Origin of the sequence: Clostridium sp. CM74B_53, assembly GCF_036318045.1 — a bacterium.
GTDB lineage: Bacteria > Bacillota > Clostridia > Lachnospirales > Lachnospiraceae > Pilosibacter.
This window is the reverse complement of record NZ_JAWQDE010000023.1, coordinates 1-25,602: the sequence shown is the minus strand read 5'-3', so window position 1 is coordinate 25,602 and position 25,602 is coordinate 1. Positions and strand designations below refer to the sequence as shown.

The 25,602-nt window shown below is 49.0% G+C and carries 23 protein-coding genes; 20 read left to right on the top strand and 3 right to left on the bottom strand.

From position 1 onward, the window contains the following. Nucleotides 1-36: 36 nt before the first annotated feature. The 6 genes from V2546_RS14695 (at nucleotide 37) to V2546_RS14670 (ending at nucleotide 6,752) form a co-directional block, all read left to right on the top strand. The gene (locus V2546_RS14695) at nucleotides 37-291 is read left to right on the top strand and encodes an HPr family phosphocarrier protein (protein ID WP_118298943.1); all 255 of its coding nucleotides are present in this window, start codon (nucleotides 37-39) and stop codon (nucleotides 289-291) included. 98 nt (nucleotides 292-389) lie between these two features. Then, on the top strand, nucleotides 390-3,869 hold the full coding sequence (locus V2546_RS14690) for a DNA polymerase III subunit alpha (RefSeq protein ID WP_329752711.1): 3,480 nt from the start codon (nucleotides 390-392) through the stop codon (nucleotides 3,867-3,869). A gap of 55 nt (nucleotides 3,870-3,924) precedes the next feature. Next, nucleotides 3,925-4,902: a 6-phosphofructokinase gene (pfkA, locus tag V2546_RS14685; protein WP_118532310.1), complete on the top strand. Its 978-nt coding sequence runs from the start codon at nucleotides 3,925-3,927 to the stop codon at nucleotides 4,900-4,902. A 61-nt stretch (nucleotides 4,903-4,963) separates the two neighbouring features. Then, a complete protein-coding gene (locus V2546_RS14680) occupies nucleotides 4,964-5,335 on the top strand; it encodes an ArsR/SmtB family transcription factor (RefSeq protein WP_118298946.1) in 372 nt (123 codons plus the stop codon). Nucleotides 5,336-5,338: 3 nt separating this feature from the next. After that, the gene (dapF, locus tag V2546_RS14675; protein ID WP_329752710.1) at nucleotides 5,339-6,133 is read left to right on the top strand and encodes a diaminopimelate epimerase; all 795 of its coding nucleotides are present in this window, start codon (nucleotides 5,339-5,341) and stop codon (nucleotides 6,131-6,133) included. Nucleotides 6,134-6,314: 181 nt separating this feature from the next. Beyond that, on the top strand, nucleotides 6,315-6,752 hold the full coding sequence (locus V2546_RS14670; protein ID WP_118532306.1) for an Lrp/AsnC family transcriptional regulator: 438 nt from the start codon (nucleotides 6,315-6,317) through the stop codon (nucleotides 6,750-6,752). A gap of 81 nt (nucleotides 6,753-6,833) precedes the next feature. Here V2546_RS14670 and V2546_RS14665 read toward each other — a convergent pair whose 3' ends face one another. Beyond that, on the bottom strand, nucleotides 6,834-7,742 hold the full coding sequence (locus V2546_RS14665) for an AEC family transporter (protein ID WP_329752709.1): 909 nt from the start codon (nucleotides 7,740-7,742) through the stop codon (nucleotides 6,834-6,836). A 112-nt stretch (nucleotides 7,743-7,854) separates the two neighbouring features. Here V2546_RS14665 and V2546_RS14660 point away from each other — a divergent pair, with 112 nt between their 5' ends. The 6 genes from V2546_RS14660 to dusB all read left to right on the top strand — a co-directional run bounded on the left by V2546_RS14660 (nucleotide 7,855) and on the right by dusB (nucleotide 12,573). Next, a complete protein-coding gene (locus tag V2546_RS14660; protein ID WP_142412465.1) occupies nucleotides 7,855-8,640 on the top strand; it encodes an N-acetylmuramoyl-L-alanine amidase in 786 nt (261 codons plus the stop codon). A 159-nt stretch (nucleotides 8,641-8,799) separates the two neighbouring features. Next, nucleotides 8,800-9,438, top strand: a complete 639-nt coding sequence (locus V2546_RS14655; protein WP_118298951.1) for a cytidylate kinase-like family protein — start codon at nucleotides 8,800-8,802, stop codon at nucleotides 9,436-9,438. A 256-nt stretch (nucleotides 9,439-9,694) separates the two neighbouring features. Further along, nucleotides 9,695-10,345 (top strand): HAD family phosphatase, encoded by a 651-nt coding sequence (locus V2546_RS14650; RefSeq protein ID WP_329752708.1) that lies wholly within the window; start codon nucleotides 9,695-9,697, stop codon nucleotides 10,343-10,345. A gap of 95 nt (nucleotides 10,346-10,440) precedes the next feature. Next, nucleotides 10,441-10,812 carry a DUF6145 family protein gene (locus V2546_RS14645; RefSeq protein ID WP_117470040.1) on the top strand — a complete coding sequence of 124 codons (372 nt, stop codon included), beginning with the start codon at nucleotides 10,441-10,443 and terminating at the stop codon, nucleotides 10,810-10,812. A 22-nt stretch (nucleotides 10,813-10,834) separates the two neighbouring features. Continuing rightward, entirely contained in the window at nucleotides 10,835-11,617 is a 783-nt protein-coding gene (locus V2546_RS14640) for a hypothetical protein (protein WP_329752706.1), read from the top strand. Further along, complete coding sequence (dusB, locus tag V2546_RS14635) at nucleotides 11,614-12,573, top strand: tRNA dihydrouridine synthase DusB (protein WP_015552585.1); 960 nt, start codon at nucleotides 11,614-11,616, stop codon at nucleotides 12,571-12,573. Before V2546_RS14640 ends, dusB begins: the two co-directional genes overlap by 4 nt. Before the next feature lie 144 nt (nucleotides 12,574-12,717). Here the strand turns inward: dusB and V2546_RS14630 are convergent, their stop codons facing one another. Next, entirely contained in the window at nucleotides 12,718-13,401 is a 684-nt protein-coding gene (locus tag V2546_RS14630) for a GntR family transcriptional regulator (protein WP_329752705.1), read from the bottom strand. A 296-nt stretch (nucleotides 13,402-13,697) separates the two neighbouring features. Between V2546_RS14630 and V2546_RS14625 the strand changes: the two genes are divergently transcribed. The 6 genes from V2546_RS14625 (at nucleotide 13,698) to V2546_RS14600 (ending at nucleotide 20,901) form a co-directional block, all read left to right on the top strand. Next, nucleotides 13,698-14,732, top strand: a complete 1,035-nt coding sequence (locus tag V2546_RS14625) for a zinc-binding alcohol dehydrogenase family protein (RefSeq protein WP_015552581.1) — start codon at nucleotides 13,698-13,700, stop codon at nucleotides 14,730-14,732. Nucleotides 14,733-14,843: 111 nt separating this feature from the next. Further along, on the top strand, nucleotides 14,844-15,944 hold the full coding sequence (locus V2546_RS14620) for a C4-dicarboxylate TRAP transporter substrate-binding protein (protein WP_142412470.1): 1,101 nt from the start codon (nucleotides 14,844-14,846) through the stop codon (nucleotides 15,942-15,944). Nucleotides 15,945-16,029: 85 nt separating this feature from the next. Then, nucleotides 16,030-16,539: a TRAP transporter small permease gene (locus tag V2546_RS14615; protein WP_329752704.1), complete on the top strand. Its 510-nt coding sequence runs from the start codon at nucleotides 16,030-16,032 to the stop codon at nucleotides 16,537-16,539. Continuing rightward, nucleotides 16,532-17,818 carry a TRAP transporter large permease gene (locus V2546_RS14610; protein WP_329752702.1) on the top strand — a complete coding sequence of 429 codons (1,287 nt, stop codon included), beginning with the start codon at nucleotides 16,532-16,534 and terminating at the stop codon, nucleotides 17,816-17,818. The genes V2546_RS14615 and V2546_RS14610 overlap by 8 nt, the downstream gene beginning before the upstream one ends. Nucleotides 17,819-17,915: 97 nt before the next feature. Then, complete coding sequence (locus tag V2546_RS14605; RefSeq protein ID WP_015552574.1) at nucleotides 17,916-19,415, top strand: tagaturonate reductase; 1,500 nt, start codon at nucleotides 17,916-17,918, stop codon at nucleotides 19,413-19,415. Between the two features lie 7 nt (nucleotides 19,416-19,422). Further along, entirely contained in the window at nucleotides 19,423-20,901 is a 1,479-nt protein-coding gene (locus V2546_RS14600; protein ID WP_329752700.1) for an altronate dehydratase family protein, read from the top strand. A 420-nt stretch (nucleotides 20,902-21,321) separates the two neighbouring features. Here the strand turns inward: V2546_RS14600 and V2546_RS14595 are convergent, their stop codons facing one another. Then, nucleotides 21,322-22,944: an SPFH domain-containing protein gene (locus V2546_RS14595; RefSeq protein ID WP_329752699.1), complete on the bottom strand. Its 1,623-nt coding sequence runs from the start codon at nucleotides 22,942-22,944 to the stop codon at nucleotides 21,322-21,324. A gap of 385 nt (nucleotides 22,945-23,329) precedes the next feature. Between V2546_RS14595 and V2546_RS14590 the strand changes: the two genes are divergently transcribed. Next, complete coding sequence (locus V2546_RS14590) at nucleotides 23,330-24,895, top strand: hypothetical protein (RefSeq protein ID WP_329752697.1); 1,566 nt, start codon at nucleotides 23,330-23,332, stop codon at nucleotides 24,893-24,895. Next, on the top strand, nucleotides 24,896-25,150 hold the full coding sequence (locus tag V2546_RS14585; protein WP_021905270.1) for a hypothetical protein: 255 nt from the start codon (nucleotides 24,896-24,898) through the stop codon (nucleotides 25,148-25,150). It abuts the gene before it with no gap. Nucleotides 25,151-25,602: the final 452 nt, after the last annotated feature.

The window sequence follows — 25,602 nt, the reverse complement described above, 5'->3', positions numbered from 1 at the left end:
TACTTCCATTCTTTTGTGCAATTGAGGAGGATTATTATGACAAAACGTACGGTAACCATTGAACTTGCTTCTGGTCTGGAGGCTCGTCCGATCGCAATGTTAGTACAGCTTGCGAGCAGCTACGAGAGCACGATCTACGTCCAGAGCGATAACAAAAAGATCAATGCGAAGAGCATTATGGGCATGATGACCCTTGATCTTCCGGTCGGCGAGCAGGTGATCGTGACAGCGGACGGAGTGGACGAAGAAAAAGCAGTAAACGATATTGAAAAATATCTGAGTAATAACTAAGGAATAAGTCCGTAAAAAAATATATTCAAACAACGGGACTGCCGCCTTTCGGGGCGGCGGTCTTTTTCTGATAAATGAGAAAGAAACGGAGGAGACAGATGGCATTTACACACTTGCACGTCCATACAGAGTACAGTCTTCTGGACGGATCCAGTAAAATCGGAGAGCTGGCGGCCCGGGCGAAGGAACTCGGCATGGACAGCATGGCGATCACCGATCACGGTGTCATGTACGGTGTGATCGATTTTTACCGTGCGGCCCGCGCGGCGGGGATCAAACCGATCATCGGCTGCGAGGTGTACGTCTCCCCCGGATCGAGATTTGACCGGGAGACCGTTCACGGTGAGGACCGGTATTACCATCTGGTCCTTCTTGCGGAAAACAATACCGGTTACCAGAACCTGATGAAGATCGTCTCCAAAGGCTTTGTGGACGGCTTCTACTACAAACCGCGGATTGATGAGGAGGTCATGCGGGAGTATCACGAAGGGATCATCGCGCTGAGCGCCTGCCTGGCCGGTGAAGTTCCGAGATATCTGGAAAAAGGACTTTACGAGGAGGCGAAGGAGGCGGCAAAACGTCACCTGGAGATCTTCGGTGAGGGAAACTATTTCCTGGAACTCCAGGACCACGGTATCCCGCTGCAGCGCCAGGTCAACCAGGGGATCATGCGCCTCTCAAAAGAACTGAACATCCCGTTAGTGGCGACAAACGACTGCCACTATATCAACGCCGATGACTGGGAGGCCCACGACATCCTGCTCTGCATCCAGACGGGAAAGAAAGTCTCCGATGAGAACCGTATGCGCTACGAGGGCGGACAGTACTATGTAAAATCCGAGGAGGAGATGCGGCAGCTCTTCCCGTATGCCCCGGAAGCGATCGAGAACACCCATAAGATCGCGGAACGCTGCAACGTGGAGATCGAGTTCGGCGTCACAAAACTGCCGCGGTTTGATGTGCCGGATGGATACGATTCCTGGGGCTATTTAAACCACCTCTGCGATGAAGGATTTGCACTGCGCTACCCGGATGATGACGGGACACTCCGAGCCCGCCTCGACTATGAACTCGGAACCATCAAGAGCATGGGATATGTGGACTACTTCCTGATCGTGTGGGACTTCATCAACTTCGCGAAATCCCACGGGATCGCGGTGGGACCGGGACGAGGTTCCGCGGCGGGAAGTATCGTGGCATACTGCTTAAAGATCACGGATATCGATCCGATCCGCTACCAGCTCCTTTTTGAGCGTTTCTTAAACCCGGAACGAGTCTCCATGCCTGATATCGACGTGGACTTCTGCTACGAGCGCCGTCAGGAAGTCATCGACTATGTCGTGGAAAAGTACGGAAAAGACCAGGTGGCTCAGATCGTGACCTTCGGTACCCTGGCGGCCCGCGGTGTGATCCGCGATGTGGGCCGTGTCATGGACCTTCCGTACAGCCTGTGTGACCAGGTGTCGAAGATGGTGCCGGCAGAACTCAACATCACGCTCGATCTGGCGTTGCAGAAGAATCCAGAGCTGAAGACGCTCTATGAGTCGGATGAGCAGGTGAAAAAGCTCATCGATATGAGTAAGCGGCTGGAAGGACTCCCGCGCCACACCTCGATGCACGCGGCTGGCGTCGTGATCTCAAGGACCTCCATCGATGAGTACGTCCCGTTATCGCGAGGCGCCGACGGAACGATTGTGACCCAGTTTACAATGACGACGCTGGAAGAACTGGGACTTTTAAAGATGGACTTCCTGGGACTGCGCACGCTCACCGTGATCCAGGATGCTGTGAAGATGATCGAGAAAGACTATGGTGTGAAACTTGATCTGGAACACATCGATTACGATGATAAAAAAGTCATGGATTCTCTCGGGACCGGAAAGAACGAGGGCGTGTTCCAGCTGGAAAGCGGCGGCTTCAAGACCTTCATGAAGGAACTGAAGCCGACAACACTGGAAGATATCATCGCCGGAATCTCCCTCTACCGTCCGGGTCCAATGGATTTCATCCCGAAGTATTTAAAGGGAAAAAATGACCCGGCATCCATCACCTACACCTGCCCGCAGCTGGAGCCGATCTTAAAGCCGACCTACGGCTGTATCGTCTACCAGGAGCAGGTTATGCAGATCGTAAGGGACCTGGCCGGATATACGCTCGGTCGAAGTGACCTTGTGCGCCGTGCCATGTCGAAGAAAAAAGCGGCAGTCATGGCGAAGGAGCGCCAGAACTTCGTCTACGGAAACGCCGAGGAGGGCGTAAAGGGCTGTATCGCGAACGGCATCGATGAGAAGACAGCGAACCAGATCTACGATGACATGACGGACTTCGCGAAATACGCCTTCAATAAGTCCCATGCAGCAGCTTACGCGGTGGTCGCTTATCAGACGGCATTTTTGAAATTCTACTATCCGAAGGAATTTATGGCAGCGCTCATGACCTCCGTGATGGACAACACGACGAAGGTCTCCGAGTATATCCTTGCCTGCCGGAACATGGGAATTCCGATCCTGCCGCCGGATATCAACGAGGGATACAGCGGGTTCTCCGTATCGGGGAACGGCATCCGCTACGGACTCTCCGCGATCAAGAGTGTGGGACGCGCTGTTGTGGACGTGATCATTGCTGAGCGTGAGAACGGCGGACTCTTTAAGAGTCTTGACGATTTTGTGTCGAGAATGTCGAACAAGGAAGTCAATAAGAGAACACTTGAGAGCTTCATAAAATCGGGTGCCCTGGATACGCTTCCGGGAACGAGAAAACAGAAGCTCATCGTCTCAGGCGACCTGCTGGAGAGCAAAGCCAGGGAGAAAAAGACGGTCATGGAAGGCCAGCTTAGCTTTTTTGATCTCGCCCCGGAGGAAGAAAAGAACAATTTCCAGATCACATTCCCGAACGTGGGAGAGTACGACAAGCAGACGCTGTTAGCCTTCGAAAAAGAGACGATCGGCATCTATGTCAGCGGCCATCCGATGGAAGAGTACCGGGAACTCTGGGAGAAAAATGTGACAGCAAAAACCTCCGATTTTGTCGTTGACGAGGATGGAAAGACCGTTGTGGAGGATAATTCCAATGTGGTCATCGGCGGAATGATCACGTCAAAAAAGGTAAAGACTACAAAGACAAACCAGCTCATGGCATTCATCACGATCGAGGATCTTGTGGGCACAGTGGAAGTCCTCGTGTTTCCAAAGATCTACGAGAAGAACCGTCCGTCATTTACCGAGGAAAACAAGGTATTTGTCCGCGGCCGGGCATCCATCGGCGACGATCCGGTCGGAAAGCTCATCTGCGAGGAAGTGATCCCGTTTACGGACATCCCGAATGAACTCTGGCTCCAGTTTGAGAACCAGGCATTCTACGAGAGCCATATCGATGATGTCATGGCGGCACTCCGGGATTCCGATGGAAAAGACAGAGTGATCATGTATCTGAAGGAAGAGCGGAAGATGCGGAGACTTTCCGAAAACTGGGCAGTTCTTGCAGGGCCGGATCTCCTCGGCCGCCTGTACCGGATTCTTGGTGAAAAAAATGTCAAGGTTGTGCAAAAGGTCATTGAAAAGAAGGGGAAAGTGTATTAAAATATGTACGTATATGGCGAATGATCGACAGAATCTTTTTTGGAGGAAAACCAGTATGGCAAAGAAAGAAGTCAGAACGATCGGAGTATTGACCAGCGGCGGCGATGCCCCTGGAATGAACGCGGCAATTCGTGCGGTTGTAAGAACCGCTATCAATAAAGGACTGAAGGTAAAGGGGATCATGCGTGGTTACGCCGGACTCCTTCAGGAAGAAATCGTAGATATGGACAGTGTGAGCGTTGCGGATACGATCAACCGCGGCGGTACGATCCTCTACACGGCCCGCTGTGAGGAATTCACGACCGAGGAAGGTCAGAAGCGCGGCGCCGAAGTCTGCAGAAAACATGGAATTGACGGGATCGTCGTGATCGGAGGAGACGGTTCCTTCCGCGGTGCCGGAAAGCTTTCCGCCCTCGGGATCAACACCATCGGTCTTCCGGGAACGATCGACCTCGATATTGCCTGTACCGACTATACGATCGGTTTCGACACCGCGGTGAATACGGCGATGGAAGCGATCGATAAAGTCCGTGATACATCCACATCCCATGAACGATGCAGTATCATCGAGGTTATGGGAAGAAATGCCGGATATATCGCTCTCTGGTGCGGTATTGCAAACGGTGCGGAGGATATTCTTCTTCCGGAGCGCTATGACGGAAACGAGCAGTACCTGATCAACCGGATCATCGAGAACAGAAAGCGCGGCAAAAAACACCACATTATCATCAACGCTGAGGGAATCGGACACTCCACTTCCATGGCGAGAAGGATCGAAGCGGCAACTGGGATTGAGACGAGAGCTACGATCATCGGACATATCCAGAGAGGCGGAACCCCGACCTGTAAGGACCGTGTGTACGCATCGATCATGGGAGCCCGTGCGGCGGAGCTTCTCGCGGAAGGAAAGAGCAACCGGATCGTTGCCTACAAAGACGGAAAATTTGTAGATTTCGATATCCAGGAAGCGTTAAATATGAAGAAAGACATCCCGGAGGAGCAGTACGAGGTGAGCAAACTTCTCGTGCGCTGATCACTGCGGGAGATGACTGCCGTCTGCGGGATGCGGGCGGCAGCAGTAAAGGAGCAGGAACATGAGTATCAGAGAGGACGAAAAGATCGCCCCGCACTGTGAGTTTATTCATGTCCACGACAAGGTGGTAAAACAGGTGATGGACGTGATGCCGGAAGGCGAGGAACTCCAGAATCTTGCGGAATTTTTCCGGATCTTCGGAGATTCCACGAGGATCAGGATCCTGTATGCGCTCAGCCAGTCGGAGTTATGTGTGTGTGACATCGCAAGTCTTCTCGGAATGGGACAGTCCGCGATCTCCCACCAGCTTCGGATCCTGAAACAGATGCGCCTTGTCAAGTTCCGCAGGGAAGGAAAGAGTGTTCTCTACTCTCTTGCGGACGGTCACATCCAGACGATCCTCGCGCAGGGTATGGAGCACATAGGAGAATAAGATATGAAATTCACAAAGATGCAGGGCATCGGAAATGATTATGTATATGTAAACTGTTTTGAAGAGACAGTGGAAGATCCCTGTGAGACGGCAAAGATGGTCAGCGACCGTCACTTCGGGATCGGTTCAGATGGTCTGATCCTGATCAAACCGTCAGATGTAGCGGACTGCCAGATGGATATGTATAATCTGGACGGATCCCGTGGTGCCATGTGTGGAAACGGGATCCGCTGTGTAGGAAAATATGCCTATGATCACGGGATCGTAGATAAACCGGAGATCGACGTGGAGACTCCGTCCGGGATCAAGCACCTGTCCATGAAAATAAAGGATGGAAAGGTGGAACTTGTGACGGTGGATATGGGACGTCCGGTTCCGACGTCTGAAATCGGAGAACCGATCACGGTCGACGGAAAAGAGTACCGCTTTACCGGAGTTTCCATGGGAAATCCGCATGCGGTAGTATTTATGGACGGGATCAAGGATCTGGAGATCGAAAAGATCGGTCCGTCCTTTGAGAGTCATGAGAGATTCCCGGACCGCACCAATACAGAATTTGTGGAGGTTGTGGACCGCGGACATGTCAATATGCGTGTCTGGGAGCGCGGCTCCGGAGAGACTCTGGCATGCGGAACAGGTGCATGTGCGACTGTGGTCGCGTGCATCTTAAATGGTCTTACCGATGACGAAGTCCGCGTGACTCTGCTCGGCGGCGATCTTCTGATCCGCTGGGACAGAGAAAAAGACACGGTATTTATGACAGGACCGGCAGCGGAAGTATTTCACGGAGAGATCTGAGTACACTCGTGCCTGCAAAGACGCGCACGGTAAGCGCGGATAAAACACGAACCCAGTAATTGACCGGTGGTCATATACCGCAGCAACGCGGAGCCGCTGGTCGGTTATCTGTATATAGAGAAGAAGTTCCGGACATGTGACACAATACAAAAACCTGAAAACCGGGACAAAGGAGAGAATTATGGATCATATTGATCGCGAAATTCTGCAGATCCTGCAGCACAATGCGAGAGCATCCCTGAAAATGATCGCGGAGAAGACGTTTCTTTCTTCCCCTGCGGTTTCGGCGCGAATTGAAAAACTGGAGAAAGATGGGATCATCACGTCCTACCAGGCACAGATCGACCCGATGAAACTCGGATATCACATCCTTGCGTTCATCAACCTCAATGTGCTTCCGGAGGATAAGCAGAAATTCTATCACTATGCGGAAGGGATTCCGAATATTCTGGAATGCAGCAGCGTGACGGGAGAATTTTCTGTGATCATGAAAGTTGCTTTTGAGAGTACGATGCAGCTTGACAGCTTCCTTGGTCAGCTCCAGAAATTCGGAAAGACTAGCACACAGGTGGTATTCGCCACCCACGTAGGTCCGAGAGGCGTGCAAGTACAGGAATAGGAATACATACGAAACATGAAAAGGACATCTGAACGAGAGATACGATGGGTATTTCTGGTTCAGGTGTCCTTTTTAGTCTTCTTATAAAACCGCGACCAATGCCGCCACGATCGGAATCGAGATCATGGACAACAGTGTGGAGATGCAGATCCCCCTCGACACGAGGGTCACATCCCGGTTGTATTCCATACAGAGCATGGACACGTTTCCGGCGATCGGGCAGCCGGAGAGGATCGTAGAGATCTCTAAAAGTATGCGGTCCCTGATAAAGAATCTCAGAACGAGGAAGGTGATCACCGGGAGAACGAGAAGCTTCAGGAAGGAGAAGAGGTACAGCTCCCGGTCAGTAAATACAGTGGAAAATCTGACTCCGGCCAGGGTGGATCCGATGACGATCATCGCTAACGGTGTTGTTGTGGCGCCCACAGTGGAAAACAGGCTGACTGCATGCTGCGGGAGATGGATATCTAAAAGATAAATGCCGATCGCAAGGAACGCGGACAGGATTCCGGGGGAGAGAAGCTTTTTGACGCTGAAATGTCTGTTTTTTGCGTCATCCCGTGATAACAGATAGACTCCATAACTGAACAGACTCAGGTTAAACGTCATCATGAAGATCGAAACATGCAGCACATACTCTCCGCCGTAGATCGTAGAGATGATCGGGATCCCCATGAATCCAAGATTGCTGTAATTTAACATCAGCTCATAGGTCGGATCCCAGCAGATGATCTTCTGGATAAAATGGCAGACCACATGGGCCACCAGGAAGATGGAGACCGCTGCAATAAAGATCGGCAGCATCTCCTGATCATGGGACATGTCTGATCCGGTAACCGCGTTTAAGATCGTTGCGGGTAGGGAGATATTGACGATAAAACGGGAGACCTTCGACTCAAAGGTCTTATCGATCACGCCGAAGCGATTGGCGAGATAACCGGTGAGCATTAAGAGAAAGAGACTTATCATCTGGTTGAATACGATTAGCATAGTAATGAGATCCTTTCGTGAGATTGCCAGAAAAAGTTTTAAGACATGGATGGCGCAGGTCTGGTAATTTATGAATATGATATCATAAATGTATGAAAAAGGGAGAATAATTTTGGCAAAGCAGAACAGTGTCATTATTGATCCGGGACATGGTGGAAGTGATCCGGGAGCGGTATATGGGAACAGACGGGAGAAAGACGATACGCTGGCATTGGCCTATGATATCGGAAATGCTCTGGAACAGCGCGGAATCCGGGTGGAGTACACGAGGATCGGTGATATATACAACAGTCCATATGAGAAGGCGGAAATCGGGAACAGGTCTGCGGCAGATTTGTTTTTATCCATTCACCGGAATGCCATGCCGGTGCCGGGAACAGGTTCCGGGACGATGAGTCTGATCTTCGGGAGGGGCGGCGATGCAGAGACGTTTGCGAGGAATATCAATAAGGAACTTGCAAAGACAGGCTGGAAAGACTTGGGGATCAGCGAGCGGCCAAATCTCGTAGTCCTCAGGGACACGGCGCTTCCGGCGGTTCTCGTGGAGGTTGGATTTATCGATAATGAGAACGACAATGATTTCTTCGATGCAAATATGAGACAGACCGCAGATGCGATCGCGGATGGAATCGTGCGGACGTTTGCGGAGCAGGAAAAGCAGACGTCAGATGTGGAGGAACCGGGATTCTATATGGTGCAGACCGGCATCTACCGGGTGCGGACCAACGCGGAAAGGGAGATGGAACGGCTGAAAGCTCAGGGATTCCCTGCGTTCATGACTTTTAAGGATGGATTTTACTATGTCCGCGCAGGGGCATTCCGGAACATGGAAAACGCTGTGCGGCAGGAGCAGGAGCTTCGAAAGCTGGGATATCCGACATTACTTGTTAAAACTTGAAAAACACTGAAAACATCGCAAAAAAGACTTAAAATTCCTGTGGAGATATGTTAAAATACAGATAGAATAAAAAGTATTCCCGCGTTTTTTTAGGTACAACTGCCGAAAGGCAGAATAGGTACAACTGCCGAAAGGCAGAAGGGGAAGAAGGAGGCATCTATGGCTGAGAATAAAAAATTTGTGATCACGGTCGGAAGACAGTACGGAAGCGGCGGAGCGGAGATGGCGAAGCGTCTCGGTGAGCGTCTTGGGCTCCATGTTTACGATAAGGAGATCTTAAAGATGACTTCCGAGGAGAGCGGAATCCGCGAGAGTTATTTCCACCTGGCGGATGAAAAGGCCGGAAATAAGCTGTTATACCGGATCATCCATTCCCTGATCCCGGAGAATGGAACCCCGTCATTGGGTTCTGACCTGATCTCTTCCGATAACCTGTTCCGGTTTCAGTCATCGGTCATCCGAAAACTGGCGCAGGAGGAATCCTGCATTATTATCGGTCGGTGCGCCGACTATGTTCTCGACGGGACGGAAAATCTTGTCCGGATCTTCGTGTACGCAGAGATCGAGGAGAGGATCAACAAGGTCCGTGAAAAGGGATATTTCCCGGAGGAAGATATCTTAAAGAATATCAAACGGATCGACCGGGAACGCCGTGATTACTACCGTTATTATACCGGAAAGAGCTGGGAGAATCTGGAAAACTATGATCTGATGATCAATACCACAAAACTTTCCTACGATGAGATGGTGGAGTGCGTGATCGACTATCTGAAAATGCGCGGACTTATTGCAAAATAGAGGGAAATACGATAGAATATAGGCGGCTTGATCGTAGGCCGCCTTTTTCTTTTCTGTGCCATGTATCTGCAGGGAACTGCCGGTGGAGGGTTCTGCAGGTAATCATGCGTTGGAGATAAACGGTTGAAAAATTGCTCCGGAAATGAGAAAAGGGCAGACATTTGAAAAAAGCAGGATCCACAGGCGGAATTGTTTGATACGGAGCTTTCGAATTGGAAAATCTGATTTGTGGAATGTAACAGGAGAGGAACAATAAATGAAGATCACACGCCCGATCCGCGCCGTCCTTTTTGATATGGACGGTGTCATGGTAGACAGTGAATTTGTATATATGAAATACCTGCTGGAGTTTGCAAAAGAAAAGAACCCGGCGGTGACAATGGAAGACATCAACCAGATGGTAGGCCGCAGCAGACAGGATAGCTGGACTGTGATGGAACGGGCCGTGAATAACGGTGAGACCTGGGAAACACTGATCAAGGAGTGGGCCGAAAGAGACATTTACAGCCGGATCGATTACCGGAAGATCTTCCGTCCGGAGATGAAGACCACAGTGCAGGAATTAAAGCGCCGCGGCTATACAGTCACACTGGTATCCTCCACAGGTCCGAAGCTGATCTCGAGGATCGTGGAGGAGGTGGGCATGCGCCCGGAATTTGACCTCATCGTCAGTGGAAAGCAGTTTAAACAGAGCAAACCGAATCCGGAGATCTATCACTATACAGCGGATACTCTGGGAATCCGTGAGGACGAGTGCTTTGTTGTGGAGGATTCTACCGTGGGCATCGAGGCGGCATACCGCGCCGGAATGTCGATCGCAGGCCTTAAAGATGACCGGTTCGGATTCGACCAGAGTAAGGCGGATTATCATATCGATTCAATATCTGATATTTTAAAATACCTGTAAGTTTCGCGAAACAACTAAGCTTTAAAAAGACTGGACAGGTAATATAACAATATAAAAATCACACTATATGACAGGAAACGGAGCAAACATATATCATGGCAGAAAACAACAATAAACAGGAAAACATCATCCTCTGCGGCGCAAACTCATACCAGCAGAAATATTACTTCAACGAAAAATTCAAACTTCTCCCGGAAAACATCAAAAAGGAACTTCAGATCATGTGCGTTCTCTTTACTGAGGATGTGGGCGGCATTCTCTTTCTGGAATTCACCCCGGAAGGAAACCTCGAGTTCCGTGTGGAAGCGGAGGACCAGGACTATCTCTTCGATGAGATCGGAAGTGGTCTTAAGATCCGCCAGTACCAGAGAGAAAAAAAGGAACTCTTAGAATCTTTGGAGTTATTCTACCGCGTGGTATTTCTCGGCGGCAAGCTGGAAGACCAGCTGGAAAAAGAAGGAGAATAACACCGGTATCGGAGGAAGCGGTATGAGAAGAACAGGCTGGAAACGCATACGAAACAAAATGAGCCGCTGTGCAGGATATGTTTATAAGGGAAAAGCGAGGAAAACGATGATGGCGGCAGCGATCGGAATTGGAGGTGCTGTACTTTTGAGTCTTACAGACTCCGGAACAGCAGGGATGACTGCCTATGCTTTCAACATTGGTCCGGGCATGGAGGATCACGATATCATATATTATCAGGAGCAGCCGGAAAACAACCCGGCCTACAACAACGGCTGGACTTCCAATGTCGGTCCCGGAGCACCCGGTACCAATCCGGGCGGCGGTCTTGACAGCGAGAAAGATTACGTGTACTCGAAAGGCCCGGGAAACGAGGCGGCACAGCAGTACGCAAAAACAGAAAACAGCACGATCTACATCCACAATACCTACCGCGGCGGCAGCTGGAGACAGCGGGCTGACGGGAAATGGGCCTTATATAAGCCGGACGGGAATCCGGTCTCGAGTCAGTGGGGCTATGTAGATGGAAAGATATATCTGCTGGATATGTATGGGATCATGCAGACCGGCTGGCAGAATGTCAATGGAAACTGGTACTATTTAAACAGCAAAGGAGCTATGCAGACGGGCTGGCTCTTGAAAGAAGGAAAATATTATTTCCTGAACACGGACGGAACGATGGCACACGGATGGGTCAACTCTCAGGGCAGCTGGTATTACTTCCAGAAACCAGACGGAGACATGTTAACCAACGCTTATGCGCCGGACGGACGGTACGTAAACGCAGAGGGAGTTTTGATTCAATGACGTTAAAAATCGGAAATGTGGAACTTGAAAACAATGTGATCCTCGCCCCGATGGCGGGCGTGACGGATATGCCGTACCGGATCCTCTGCAGGGAGCAGGGAGCAGGTCTGGTGTGCATGGAGATGGTGAGCGCGAAGGCGATCCTCTACAAGAATAAAAATACTCAGGAGCTCTTAAAGGTGGATGAGCGGGAGCGTCCCGTGTCCCTGCAGCTTTTTGGCTCTGATCCGGATATTGTAGCGGATATCGCGGCGAGCCTGGAGGATGGTCCATACGATATTTTTGATATCAACATGGGCTGCCCGGTGCCGAAGATCGTTAAGAATGGTGAAGGCTCTGCCCTCATGAGAAATCCGAAGCTGGTGGAGGAAATCCTTACGAAACTCGTGAAAGCGGTGAAAAAGCCGGTGACTGTGAAATTCCGCAAGGGCTTTGACGATACCTGCATCAACGCCGTGGAGATCGCAAAGATCGCCGAGAGTGCCGGTGTGGCGGCGGTAGCTGTCCATGGTAGAACGAGAGAGCAGTATTACTCTGGAAAAGCTGACTGGAATATCATCCGCGAGGTCAAAAAAGCTGTGAAGATCCCGGTGATCGGAAACGGAGATGTCTTTACACCGCAGGATGCAAAGCGCCTTGTGGAGGAGACGGGCTGTGACGGGATCATGGTGGCCCGGGGTGCGAAGGGAAATCCGTGGATCTTTAAGCAGATCACCCACTATCTCGAAACGGGCGAGCTTCTCCCGAGACCTTCCGTGGAGGAGCTGAAAGCCATGATCCTGCGCCATGGCCAGATGATGATGGAGTTTAAAGGCGAGCTGGCGGGAATGCGGGAGATGAGAAAACACGTCGCCTGGTACACCGCCGGGTATCCGAATTCCGCGGCATTGAGAAATGAGATCAATTCGGTTGCGACACTGGAGGAGCTGACGGAGTTGATCGGGACGAGGTTATAAAATCCTACTAAGGTAATTTCACACTGTTTACATGGCATACGGACAATAAAGCAGGTGTCATCACAGCAAATTTTGAAAGAACAAAGAAAATCCGGATCTGGTTCCTCAGAAGATACCAGATCCGGATTTTGTGGTTTTGAGTGTTTAAAGAGTCATACGGTGTGCGAGGTTGTTTGTCTCGGCGTTTGCAACAAGACGGAACACGGAAGCTTTTGATTGTTCAAGGTGGTAGATGAGTTGCTCTTTTGCTTTTTCCCAGTCACCCTTCAGGCACGGTTCTACGATCGCCATGTGCTCCTTGAAAGTTGCCTCCAGACGGAAATTCGAAACATTTCCGGTCATATATCGAAAACGCTCATTCTGCGTCTGGATCGTATCATAGCTTCTGTTGATAAATTCATTCGGGCAGGCGGACATGATCAACGCATGGAAGCGATAATCGAGGTCATAGAAGGAATCCTTGTCCCGATAGATTTCTTTGTTAGGATCCCATTTCTTGAAAATATCATAGAATTCATTCAAAGCGGAGACGGAAAGATTTGCTCCGTAATGGGTCAGGACATACGGCTCATACATCATGCGGACTTCAAAGATCATATCAATGTCATTTAAGGTAAGAGGACGAACGAGGATTCCGCATTTCGGGCGAATTTCCAGAAGACCTTCCTGCTCGAGACGTCCAAGCGCGTCCCGCACCGGGGTACGGCTCAGAGATAATTCAGTGGTAAGCTGTTCTTCATTCAAAAAAGTACCCGGCGCATACTGACAAGTGACGATCTTGGTACGGATCGTATTGTACGCCAGGGTTTTCAGGTTTATTTTAGGCATAATGGACTCCAGTCTTTTTCTTCTCAATAAAAAATATATAGACTCATACTAACACAAAACAAAATCGTTTTCAAGCAGATGTCGACGGTTTTTGCTAAAAACGTCAATTGGCGTTTTGCACAAGCCCAAAAGCTCGATTTTGTTGAAAAAGTCAAAAGTGGTGCAAATTTCTTAACACTTATTGACATTGGTGTAAAAAGTATTATAATCTGTTGTATACAACAAAGAATACAACAAAATTGATTTTGAAAAATTATATAGAAGGCAAAAATCGTAAAATTAAGGAGGAAACAACGATGAAAGCAATGTATATTGACGCACCGGGTCAGGTTTCTATTAAAGATGTAGAGATGCCGGTAAGAAAAGAAGGAGAAGTTTTATTAAAGATCCTTTACGGTGGAATCTGCGGAAGCGATCTTGGTTCCTACCGTGGAACATTCGCATATTTTGATTACCCGAGAATCCCGGGTCACGAGTTCTCCGCTGAGGTTATCGAGGCAGATGAGAACAACGCGTATGGCATCAAGCCGGGAATGATCGTAACCTGCAACCCGTACTTCAACTGCGGACACTGCTATTCCTGCGAGCACGGAATCGTAAACGCATGTATGGACAACCAGACAATGGGATGTCAGAGAGACGGTGCTTTCCAGGAGTACATCACAATGCCGATCGAGCGTGTGTATGACGGTAAGGGAATGGACGCTAAGACTCTTGCAGCAATCGAGCCGTTCTGCATCAGCTACCATGGCGTGAGCCGCGCAAACGTAAAAGAAGGAGACAAAGTTCTCGTAGTCGGCGCCGGTACCATCGGTGTTCTCGCAGCGATTGCAGCAAAAGCGAAGGGCGCTACTGTATACATCTCCGATGTATCCGCAGGTAAGCTTGAAATGGCGAAGGACTTCGGTGTTGACGGAACCTTATTAAATGATTCTCCGGAAAACTTCGAGAAAGGTGTTGCTGAGATCACAAACGGCAACGGCTTTGATGTAACGATCGAGGCAGTTGGTCTTCCGTCCACATTCCAGAACTGTATCGATGCCTGCTGCTTCGGTGGACGCATGGTTCTGATCGGAGTCGGCAAGAAGAACCTTGACTTCAACTTCACACTGATCCAGAAGAAGGAATTAAATGTCTTCGGTTCCAGAAACGCATTAAAGAAGGACTTCTTAGAGCTGATCGATATCGTGAACGCAGGCAAGGCACCGCTCCACAAGATCATCACAAATACATATGCGTTTGATGATGCTGCAAAGGCATTCGATGACTTTGCGCACAACCCGGGCAATATGTTAAAGGTTGTATTTGATTTTTCCAAGATTTCCAAATAATCAAAAATCATGAAGCTTTCCCCGGGAAACGGGGTGCGAGGTCTTCTGCCTGATGGGGATCGGGCAGAAGACCGGATAAATGTTTTTAAAACAAAAACGGAGGGAAACATTATGAAACTCAAAAAAGTTATGGCATTAACCATGGCAGGTGCTATGGCAGCAACAACACTTACCGCTTGCGGAAGCAGTTCTTCCACAACAGAGACAACAAAGGCAGCTGAGACAACAGCAGCCGCAGCAGCAGATACTACAGCAGCTGCAGCAGATAACGGTTCTTCCGATGCTGAGACAGTTCTTCAGGTCGCTTTCGAGAACTCCATTTCCGAGCCGGTTGGACAGGGCTGGGAGAAAGCTCAGGAGATCATCAAAGAAAAATCCGGCGGCAAGATGGCAATCGAGATCTACCCGGATTCCCAGCTTGGTGATAAGTCTTCCTTAATCGACTCCATGCTTCTCGGCGAGAATGTCTGCACACTTGCAGACGGTGCTTTCTACGCTGACTACGGTGTACCGGATTTCGGTATCGTATTCGGACCGTTCCTGTTCGATTCCTGGGATCAGGTTTGGAAACTGGTTGATTCCGACTGGTACAAAGAGCAGTGTGGCAAGCTTGAAGAAAAAGGCTTAAAGATCATCGCTTCCAACTGGATCTACGGTGAGAGACATACTCTTACAAACGTTCCGGTCAACACAGTTGATGACTTAAAGGGATTAAAGATCCGTGTTCCGTCCAACGAGATCCAGTCCAAGGGCTTCGATGTACTTGGCGCAACATCCACAGGTATGGCACTTGGTGATGTTTATCAGGCTCTTCAGACAAAGACCATCGACGGTGCTGAGAACCCGCTTGCAACTCTGTACGGCAGAAAGCTTCACGAGGTTGCTAAATACTTAATCCTTGACGGACATGTAAAGAACTTCACAACATGGGTTGTATCCGCTGACTGGTTCAACAGCCTTCCGGAAGAGCAGCAGACATGGTTACTTGAGACAGCAGAAGAAGCTGGTGAGTACAACAACGAAGTACAGCAGGCTGCTGACGCTGAGTACCTTCAGAAGATGAAAGACGAAGGCGTAACTGTTGTTGAGCCGTCCGAGGAAGTTCTTGCCGGATTCAAGGAGAAAGCACAGCCGTTCTATGAGATGGGTGCTGACTTTGGCTGGAGCGATGGCCTCTATGACACAGTTAAAAAGGCTATGGGCGCTGAATAATCCATTTTGCAGTAAATGCATAAAGTAGCTGTTCCCGGCGGATTTATCCGCCGGGGCAGTTTCCCTGATAGGAGTCTGAAAATCTATGGAGAAGAAAGAAAATAAAGCTTCAGCGATCCTGATGAATCTTGATATCGTTGTCGCTTCCATTATTCTTGCGATCCTGATCGTCCTGACATTCCTCGGCGTTGTATGGAGATATATCTTCAACGCACCATTTACATGGCTTGAGGAGGTTCAGACCTCATGTATGGTCTGGATCGTATTTGCAGGCGCAGGTGCAGCATTCCGCTCCGGCAACCATGTTGCGATCGAGATGATCGTCGACCTGATGCCGAAGAGCATGCAGAAGATCATGGAAATCCTGATTTCCATCGTAGTTGTAGTTGTAATCGGATATCTGTTCATGCAGAGCATCGGTTTCATCCAGGTGTTCGTAAAGAGCGGACGTTCCACCAGTATGTTAAAAATTCCGTATTCCTGGGTATACGGTATCGCGATCGTATCCTATTTTGATATGATCATCAGCTATTTCTACGCCCTGTTCCGCGGCGTAAAATCTGAGGCAAAGGAGGCAGCAAGCAGCAATGAGTAATGTGTTAATGTTATCTGCAATTGTGATGCTGGTCCTTCTTTTCTTAAAGGTTCCGGTATTCATCGCCGTCCTCGGCGGTTCCATGGTTTATTTCGTAATGAACCCGGGAATCAATACCGTTATCTTCGCCCAGCAGGCAATCATTGGTACTGAGAAAATTTCCCTTATGGCGATCCCGTTCTTCGTTTGTGCCGGTATCTTCATGAACTACACCGGTGTTACAAAGAGAATCATGGATTTCTGTGAGGTTGTAACAGGACGTCTTCCTGGCGGTCTCGCACAGGTAAACGTACTTTTATCCACCGTTATGGGCGGACTTTCCGGATCCAACATCGCCGATGCAGCGATGGAGTCCAAAATGATGGTTCCGGAGATGACAAAGAAGGGCTTCTCTCTGGAGTTTTCCAGTGTTGTAACAGCCGCTTCCTCCATGATCACACCGCTGATCCCACCGGGAATCGCAATGATCCTTTACGGATGTATCGCAAACGTTTCCATCGGTAAGCTGTTTATTTCCGGTCTTGGTGTCGGAGGTCTCCTCTGCGTTTCCATGATGATCCTTGTAGGCGTTGTCTCCAAGAAACGTGGATATGGTATCTTAACAACAGAGAAATTAACCTGGTCCAAGTTCTGGACCGCTTTAAAACCAGCAATTCTGCCGTTACTCCTCCCGATCATCATCATCGGCGGTATCCGTATCGGTATCTTCACAGCTACCGAGGCCGGAGCAGTTGCAATTCTTTACGCTGCATTTCTGGGAATTATCTACCATGAGATGCACGTCAAGGATATGATTCAGGGCTTAAAGGAGACTGTCTGCACGACAGCTTCCATCATGCTCATCGTATCCGCTGCGTCCGTATTCTCTTGGATCCTCACAAAAGAGAGAATCCCGCAGGCGCTGACAGCATGGATGCTTGCAAACATCCACAGCAAATATGTATTCCTGATCGTTGTAAACATCTTCTTACTGATCGTAGGTATGTTCATCGAAGGTAACGCTTCCATGATCATTCTGGTTCCGCTTCTTGCGCCGATCGCTGCACAGTACGGAATCAACGAGATCCAGTTCGCAATGATCTACATCTTCAATAACGCCATCGGCGCATTATCACCGCCTATGGGAACCCTGATGTTCGTAACCTGCTCTATTACAAAGTGTAAGACCGCGGCATTCATCAAAGAAGCAGTACCGTTCTACATCCTGCTTATTATCAACCTGATGCTCCTTACCTGGGTCGAGCCGTTTACCACATTCCTTGTAAATCTGTTCTATTAGGGTAAACTTGCTGCCAGATGGGGATCGGTATGATGCCCCGTCTGGCAGTTTTGATTTATATACCATGAATTCTTTTATATGAAGAAAGGAAATTATTATGGAACGCTTAAATTATGATGTTCTTAAAAAATCTGGTTATGATGGATATGTATTAAAGGACGCACCGGAGAAGGTTCTTCAGTTCGGTGAGGGAAACTTCCTTCGTGCTTTCGTAGATTACTGGTTCGACCTTGCAAATGAGAAGGCAGGCTGGAACGGAAAGTGCTGCCTGGTACAGCCGATCGCTCCAGGTCTTGCAAAGATGATCAACGAGCAGGAAGGTCTCTACACACTGTACCTTCGCGGAAGCGAGAACGGACAGAAGGTAGACGCTAAGAGAGTGATCTCCAGCGTAAACCGCTGCTTAAATCCGTATGAGAAAGAGGATTACGAGAAGATGATGGAGGTTGCTGCAAGCGACGACCTTGAGATCATCGTTTCCAACACAACAGAGGCCGGTATCCAGTATGATCCGTCCTGCAAACAGGATGACTGCCCGCCGTCCAGCTTCCCGGCAAAATTAACTCAGGTTCTCTATCATCGTTACAAAGCAGGAAAGAAAGGTATCATCATGCTTGCCTGCGAGCTGATCGACAACAACGGTAAAGAGCTCTTAAAGTGCGTAAACCAGTACATTGAGCAGTGGGGACTTGAGGACGGATTCAAGAAGTACGTAAATGAAGACTGCACATTCTGCGGTTCCTTGGTAGACCGTATCGTTCCGGGCCGTATCAAAGACGCAAACGAAGTTGCTGAGCTTGAGCAGAAGAACGGCTACGCTGATCCGCTTACAGATGTCGGCGAGGTATTCGGCGTCTGGGTCATCGAGGGCGATGAGAAGTTAAACGACATTCTTCCGTTCAAGAAAGCAGGACTTCTTGACAAAGTATTCGTAACACCGGATATGAGCCCGTACAAGAAGAGAAAAGTTAGAATCTTAAACGGCGCTCACACAGGTTTCGTACTTGGCGCTTACCTTGCAGGCGAGAACATCGTTCGTGACTGTATGCATGACGAGGTCATCAAGGGCTTCATGAACAAGATGCTCTACGATGAGGTTATCCCGACACTTCCGCTTGACAAGAACGACTTAATGCAGTTCGCATCCGCAGTACAGGATCGTTTCAACAACCCGTTCGTTGACCATGAGTTAATGAGCATCTCCTTAAACTCCACATCTAAGTGGAAAGCAAGAAACATGCCGTCCTTCCTTGAGTACATCAAAGAGACCGGTAAGCTTCCGGAGTGCCTGACCATGTCCTTAGCGGCTTATATCGCATTCTACAGCAACGACATCCAGGCTCTGACAGACGCAGGTCTTGTTTGCAAGCGTCCGGCCGGCAACGAGTACACCGTAAGCGATGACAGATGGGCACTTGAGTTCTACTATGCGCACAAGGATGACTCCGCAGAGGCTCTTGTAAACGCAGTTCTCACTAACGAGAAGATGTGGGATCAGGATCTCACAAAGATCGCTGGTCTTGAGGAGAAGGTTGTCGCTGACCTTAAGAAGATTCGCACGGAAGGAGCAAAGGCTGCATTTGCAAGCTGCCTTTAATTAACATATGAAAGTAATTCAGATTTCCAGACTGGATAACGTAGCGGTCGCTCTTCACCCGATCAAAAAGGGTGAGGAGGTCACTGCAGGCGGCATCACAGTCACAGCGCTTGAGGACATCCCACAGGGCCACAAGATCGCGTTAAAACCGATCAAGAACGGTGAGAATATCATCAAATACGGCTTTGCCATCGGTCACGCGACAGCAGACGCAGAGGCCGGTGCATGGATGCACACCCACAACGTGAAGACAAATCTGGAAGGAGAGATGGAGTATACCTATACTCCGTCCCTCGACTTCCCGGAAAAAGTTGAGCCGGAGACCTTTATGGGCTTCCGCAGAAAAGACGGCCGCGCGGCGATCCGCAATGAGATCTGGATCATCCCGACCGTAGGCTGTGTCAATGATATCGCAAAGAAAATGGTCCGCGACAATCAGGATCTTGTGAAAGGCACCATTGACGGACTCTATACATTCCCGCATCCGTTCGGCTGCAGCCAGACAGGCGCAGATCATGCACAGACAAGAAAGCTTCTTGCAGCCCTTGTCCGTCATCCGAACGCAGCCGCTGTTCTCGTATTAGGACTTGGCTGTGAGAACCTGACCCACGAGCAGTTCCTGGAAGAGCTTGGCGATTACGACCATGACCGTGTAAAATTCCTGACCTGTCAGGAAGTGGATGATGAGTTTGAGGCAGGAAGAAAGCTTCTCGAGGAATGTTCCGCATACGCAGCGCAGTTTGAGAGAGAGCCGATTCCGGTCAGTGAGCTTGTTGTCGGCATGAAGTGCGGAGGCTCCGACGGACTTTCCGGCATCACCGCAAACCCGACTGTCGGACGTTTCAGCGATATGATGGCAGCCAGAGGCGGTTCTACTGTGCTTACAGAGGTTCCGGAGATGTTCGGAGCGGAAGGTTTCTTAATGAACCGCTGTGTAAATAAAGAAGTATTCGACAAAGCCGTCAACATGATCAACGGCTTTAAGAACTACTTCATCAGCCACCACGAGGTCGTATACGACAACCCGAGCCCAGGAAACAAGCAGGGCGGTATCACCACCCTTGAGGATAAATCCTGCGGATGTGTCCAGAAGGGCGGTACAGCCCCGATCATGGACGTTATCGGCTACGGTGATCCGGTAGTTACAAAAGGTCTTAACATGCTTTACGGACCGGGCAATGATCTGGTATCTGCAACAGCCATGACGGCTGCCGGAGCGCACATGATCCTGTTCACAACAGGTCGCGGAACACCGTTTGGTGCACCGGCTCCGACCTTAAAACTGGCGACAAACAGCCAGCTTGCGAAGAGAAAGAAAGGCTGGATCGACTTCGATGCCGGTCCGATCGCTGACGGCGAGACCATTGATGACGCTGCGAAGAGACTTCTGCAGCTTGTGATCGAGGTTGCCGGCGGAAAACAGACAAAAGCCGAGGAGAAAGGTTTCCGCGAGATCTCCATTTTTAAAGACGGTGTTGTGCTGTAATAACAGCTTCACAATTTTTTATGTTTCCCTTATAGAGACACCTGCTTTCCGGTCAGAGATGGCCGGAGGCGGGTGTCTTTTTTTGAGTAATAGGAAATTCCGAAGAATTCCCTGTTATATAAAAAGGCACTCACGTGCCAATGATATGCACTCGCGCGAGGATGTAGATTGTCACAAGCGACCGCGCGGGGCGCGAGAATATGCCAGGGCACATTCATTTTATGGAGCGTCCGAACAAGCTGCTTGCAGCAGGTTCTGTGTGGGGGGCTGTGTGGATCGTCCTATATTAAAAGCCCCCGGCAGTGTCCTGTGAGAGGCACTGCCGGGGGGTAAGTAGGGGGAGTATGGGTATGACGATTGGAATCAGTCTGTAAGTCAACACTTACTAAGTTGAGTAAAGAGCGGGACTATAAAATGTAATTACGGTGTATGATTCTCCGGAACTGTTTCTGCGGCCGGTGTGGACGGCATTGCTGAATCACCCGTTCCGGAACTTAAAACGGAAGTATCGGTTTCAGATCCTGCGGCTGCGGGAACTGTGTTTTGTTCACTATGTACAGCCGGGATCGTAAGTCCGCTGACATTAATGTTCCGGTTCACCTTCGCATCATATGTCTGTGCCTTCAGAATGTCCCTAAAATCTACACCGGTGGCCTCGGACATGGTGTCGAAAACCTGCTGCATGACAGCAGCTGTATTTCCGGAGATCTCGCTGACTCCGCTTCCGTTTGTGCCGTTTGCACCGCTGGTTCCGTAGATATTGACCTTTTCGATAGAAGACAACGGCTTCGCGATCTCTGCGGCCATCTGCGGCATGATGCCAACTAACATCTCGACGATAGCAGCGTTATTGTACTTCGCGTAAGCTTCCGCTTTTTTCTCCATACCTTCCGCCTCCGCGACGGCCTTTGCCTGGATCGCTGCTGCCTCCGCCTCACCGCGGGCACGGATTCCAGCAGCTTCCTGCTCCGCCTGATATCTTGCGGCATCTGCCTTTGTACGCATGGCTTCCGCTTCTTTTTCTAACTCATATTTTCTGGCTTCCGCTTCACGCTGGCGTTTTGCAAGCATCGCCGCCGCTTCCTGCTCGACCTTGTAGCGTTCCGCATCGGCTTTCTTGTTGACTTCCGCGTCTAACTGCTGCTGCTGTACGGCAACTTCCTGCTTCCGAAGTTCTGCTTCGCGCTCTGCCTTTGCGATCTGAGCATTCACGGTAGCTGTCTGGATCGTTTTTTCCTGTTCCTGCTTCTGGATCTCATAAGCAGCGTCCGCCTCCGCTTTCTTCGTGTCGGAGTGCTTCTGAAGCTCTGACTTACGGATCTCCAGCTCATTATTTTTCTCCGCGATCTCTGTCTCCGCAAGTACGCGGGCATCGTTGGCAGATTTGTTCGCTTCTGCCTGGGCGATGGCGATATCGCGGTCTGCCTGAGCTTTTGCGATCGCGGCGTCCTTCTTGATCTTTGAGGTGTTGTCAGCACCAAGATCCCGGATCAATCCATTATCGTCAGTGACATTCTGGATATTACAGGACAGGATCTCGATTCCCAGCTTATCCATGTCCTTGGATGCCTTTAGCATAACCTGATCAGAGAAAGAATCACGGTCGGTGTTGATCTCCTTTAAGGAGAGAGTACCGATGATCTCACGCATGTTTCCCTGGAGGGAATCCTGAAGATCCATGGTGATATCCTCGGGCTTCTTATTTAAGAAGTTTTTTGCTGCCAGACGGATCCCTTCCTGAGATGGGGTGATCCGTACCTTGGCAACCGCATCGACATTGACATTGATAAAGTCATTTGTCGGAACAGACTGTTCTGTCTTGATATCGACCGTCATCTGTCCGAGATACAAACGGTCCATCCGTTCAAAGAACGGGATCCGTATTCCGGAACGTCCGATGAGGATCTTTGCGTCATGCTTAAGACCGGAAATAATATAAGCCTGATCCGGCGGAGCTTTCACGTATCCACATGCGATAAGGACAAGGATCAGAATCAGAATGACTGCAATGGTGATAGGGATGATCAGATGATTCAAATTCATAGAAACTCCTTTCTGGACCTTGACTTTTGTTGCAAAATTCTCATGTGTAACAGAAAAGTTTGAGGAATTTCCTGTTACATATAAAGGCACATTCCTTTTTGCTAAATTCACAGTATCAGAAAATATCAGAAAATACAATACATTAAAATAAGATGTAAGAATACGTAAGAGGAATGTAATTGGAATGCCATAAATTTGCCACATAGATTACACTTTTCTTAAAATTGAACACTGCAGGTTGATAGTGGAAAAAGTTATGGTATATTGATAGATAGAAGAGGTGGATCGTGTCGAAATATAAAATGGGCTGCATTGGTTGCTTACTGTTATGTACCACTTGAAAGATGTGGGAGTATTTTCGACTGAGATAAAAGGGAGGGATCGCATGGATACCAGGATCTGGATGCAGGAGTCGTTTTGGGAGAGTACAGAGGAACAGAATGTGAAAGAGAGTCCGCAGGAAAACGCTGGACATCTCTCAAAAGACCAGTATGAAAACGGCAGAAATAAGCCGGTGGATCAAAAGACAAGTCTCTGGCAGCAGACGTATGAGAATATCCTGGTTGGGATGGGAATGTGTGTGATCACGCTGAACTTTCTTCTATTAAATTATATCCTGCCTTCGATCGGTATTTTGATGATCTTTCTGGGACTACGGAGATTAAGGAGAGAAAACCGATGGTTTCGGAGTGCATATGGGCTTGCTGGGATCAAACTGCTTCTTACGATATTTCTTCTGATCGTTGGAACATATATCGGCAGGGAAAGAATCGAAGCAGCAGAAGCTTGGAAGATAGTTTCTATTCTCGTTGGAATCTTGCCGCTGCTAATTTTTATCTGTTTCTTTTACGGTTTAACCATCGAATTAAAGAAACGTGGTGAAAAGGCGGAAAAAAACAATCTGATCCATATGATCCTCTGGTATGCGCTTGTCGCGTGTCTCGCACATATCGCTGGCGGAAATTATAATGATCTTATCATTGGACTTATTTTTCTGGCAAACTATATCCAGATCCTTATGGCGACCAGTCGTATGGCAGCACGCCTGGAAAAAGCCGGATATATTCTGGAAGAATATCCGGAGCGGATCCCGAATGGAAAATGCGCGTGGGCTGCTGTTCTTGTGACGGCTGTAGGGATTTTGATCGGATATGGATTTTTGGGTTCGTACCGTATGAACTGGGCAGAGAAAGAGACGACGACAAATGCGGAGTGCGAGGAGATCCGGACACATCTTTTGTCCCTTGGATTTCCGGAAACGATCCTGGATGATCTGAAGGAGGAAGATCTCTTGGAATGCCGGAATGCGAGACGGGTTCTTACTGAGACAAATGATTATCCGATCAATGATGGAGTGGAAGTTGCAGTTTCACAGGATGGCTATACGCAGTATTCGAGAGAATATGAAAAGAAGGAACTGAGACTCAGCGGGGTTGCCGTGGAACTGGAAAAAGAAGGAACATGGAAGGTGATCCATCATTTCCGTTGGACAGAAGCTGTCCGTTTCCGGGGGACAGAGGCGTTGCAGCTCTTTCCTGCTTACCGGGAGAGCGGGAGCGCATGGATCGGACAGGGTGATCTGACTGGGCAGGTTCTCTATGACAGAAACGGAACATCGTATCAGGCGGAGTACGCGGTACTGGAAGACAGCACGTATGAAACGGGAGAAAACTGGCCGTTTTATCAGAGCAGGGAATCGAGCAGCATTTTTGCCGAGTTTTCCATGCCTCATCGCGGCGAGAATTGCCGCGGATATGTGGCTTATAATATGGGAAATAATGAACCTGGGTGGTGGATCGATTCCTGGCTCAATTATGTACACCAGAAGATCATGCTCCAGTATCCGGTCATGACGGCAGCTCAGAACCGCAAAAATGGCAGTTGGACCGATGATCCGGTGTTCATCACGGTGCAGGATGCACTGCAGGTATTACCGGAAGGGGAGGTGTAGATGGCTGAGAAGATACGAAAGTTCATGAGATCAGAACGCGGTCGGGCGTTTGTAAATGCCATGTTCATTCTCGCGACCATGGTTAGGGGAAGCGGTATGATGTTTCTGGCAGATATTTTCTGGGTCGTCTGGCTACTTTTTTGTATCAGGGAGAGTAAAACGAAAGCAGAGAGAGTAATATATGGATGCTTTGTTGTAGTAGGTGTCGTACTGTTTGGGATGAATTTGTATGGATGGTGGACGATAAGAAGATGATCGGGAAAGCGGCCAGAACCTGAAAATGGTTCTGGCTGAGAGGAAAAACGCATCTCAAAACAATATTTTGTATTTATAAGAATTGATAATAACAAAATATAGATATTGCACACACAAAAGAAAAAACTTTGGAAAAAATGGAAAAAACAGTTGACTTTTGGCCTGGAATTTGATATTATAATACTCGCCTTGAGCGACAGGGCAAAACTTATTGACAGTCATTAGGAAAACTTCTTAATCACTTCAAAAAGTCGAAAAAAGTTCTTGACAAATCAAACGTGATTTGATAGAATAAATGAGTTGTCTCTGAGACATAGAAACAACGAAAAACAGTTCCTTGAAAACTGAACAGTATGTAAAACCCTGAAAATTCTTATAAAAATGGTCTTTGGTTTAGACCATGAATGAGAACATTCAGAACAAAACCTAACAAAACAGTAGAACGGTTTAAA

What these genes read in the sequence shown, in the direction of transcription:
- V2546_RS14595 (WP_329752699.1), bottom strand. Translation starts at nt 22,944, where the DNA reads ATGAATTTGAATCATCTGATCATCCCTATCACCATTGCAGTCATTCTG.
- V2546_RS14625 (WP_015552581.1), top strand. Translation starts at nt 13,698, where the DNA reads ATGAAAGCAATGTATATTGACGCACCGGGTCAGGTTTCTATTAAAGAT.
- V2546_RS14615 (WP_329752704.1), top strand. Translation starts at nt 16,030, where the DNA reads ATGGAGAAGAAAGAAAATAAAGCTTCAGCGATCCTGATGAATCTTGAT.
- dusB (WP_015552585.1), top strand. Translation starts at nt 11,614, where the DNA reads ATGACGTTAAAAATCGGAAATGTGGAACTTGAAAACAATGTGATCCTC.
- V2546_RS14610 (WP_329752702.1), top strand. Translation starts at nt 16,532, where the DNA reads ATGAGTAATGTGTTAATGTTATCTGCAATTGTGATGCTGGTCCTTCTT.
- V2546_RS14605 (WP_015552574.1), top strand. Translation starts at nt 17,916, where the DNA reads ATGGAACGCTTAAATTATGATGTTCTTAAAAAATCTGGTTATGATGGA.
- V2546_RS14600 (WP_329752700.1), top strand. Translation starts at nt 19,423, where the DNA reads ATGAAAGTAATTCAGATTTCCAGACTGGATAACGTAGCGGTCGCTCTT.
- V2546_RS14645 (WP_117470040.1), top strand. Translation starts at nt 10,441, where the DNA reads ATGGCAGAAAACAACAATAAACAGGAAAACATCATCCTCTGCGGCGCA.
- V2546_RS14640 (WP_329752706.1), top strand. Translation starts at nt 10,835, where the DNA reads ATGAGAAGAACAGGCTGGAAACGCATACGAAACAAAATGAGCCGCTGT.
- V2546_RS14585 (WP_021905270.1), top strand. Translation starts at nt 24,896, where the DNA reads ATGGCTGAGAAGATACGAAAGTTCATGAGATCAGAACGCGGTCGGGCG.
- V2546_RS14620 (WP_142412470.1), top strand. Translation starts at nt 14,844, where the DNA reads ATGAAACTCAAAAAAGTTATGGCATTAACCATGGCAGGTGCTATGGCA.
- V2546_RS14695 (WP_118298943.1), top strand. Translation starts at nt 37, where the DNA reads ATGACAAAACGTACGGTAACCATTGAACTTGCTTCTGGTCTGGAGGCT.
- V2546_RS14690 (WP_329752711.1), top strand. Translation starts at nt 390, where the DNA reads ATGGCATTTACACACTTGCACGTCCATACAGAGTACAGTCTTCTGGAC.
- V2546_RS14665 (WP_329752709.1), bottom strand. Translation starts at nt 7,742, where the DNA reads ATGCTAATCGTATTCAACCAGATGATAAGTCTCTTTCTCTTAATGCTC.
- V2546_RS14630 (WP_329752705.1), bottom strand. Translation starts at nt 13,401, where the DNA reads ATGCCTAAAATAAACCTGAAAACCCTGGCGTACAATACGATCCGTACC.
- V2546_RS14670 (WP_118532306.1), top strand. Translation starts at nt 6,315, where the DNA reads ATGGATCATATTGATCGCGAAATTCTGCAGATCCTGCAGCACAATGCG.
- pfkA (WP_118532310.1), top strand. Translation starts at nt 3,925, where the DNA reads ATGGCAAAGAAAGAAGTCAGAACGATCGGAGTATTGACCAGCGGCGGC.
- V2546_RS14590 (WP_329752697.1), top strand. Translation starts at nt 23,330, where the DNA reads ATGGATACCAGGATCTGGATGCAGGAGTCGTTTTGGGAGAGTACAGAG.
- V2546_RS14655 (WP_118298951.1), top strand. Translation starts at nt 8,800, where the DNA reads ATGGCTGAGAATAAAAAATTTGTGATCACGGTCGGAAGACAGTACGGA.
- V2546_RS14680 (WP_118298946.1), top strand. Translation starts at nt 4,964, where the DNA reads ATGAGTATCAGAGAGGACGAAAAGATCGCCCCGCACTGTGAGTTTATT.
- V2546_RS14650 (WP_329752708.1), top strand. Translation starts at nt 9,695, where the DNA reads ATGAAGATCACACGCCCGATCCGCGCCGTCCTTTTTGATATGGACGGT.
- dapF (WP_329752710.1), top strand. Translation starts at nt 5,339, where the DNA reads ATGAAATTCACAAAGATGCAGGGCATCGGAAATGATTATGTATATGTA.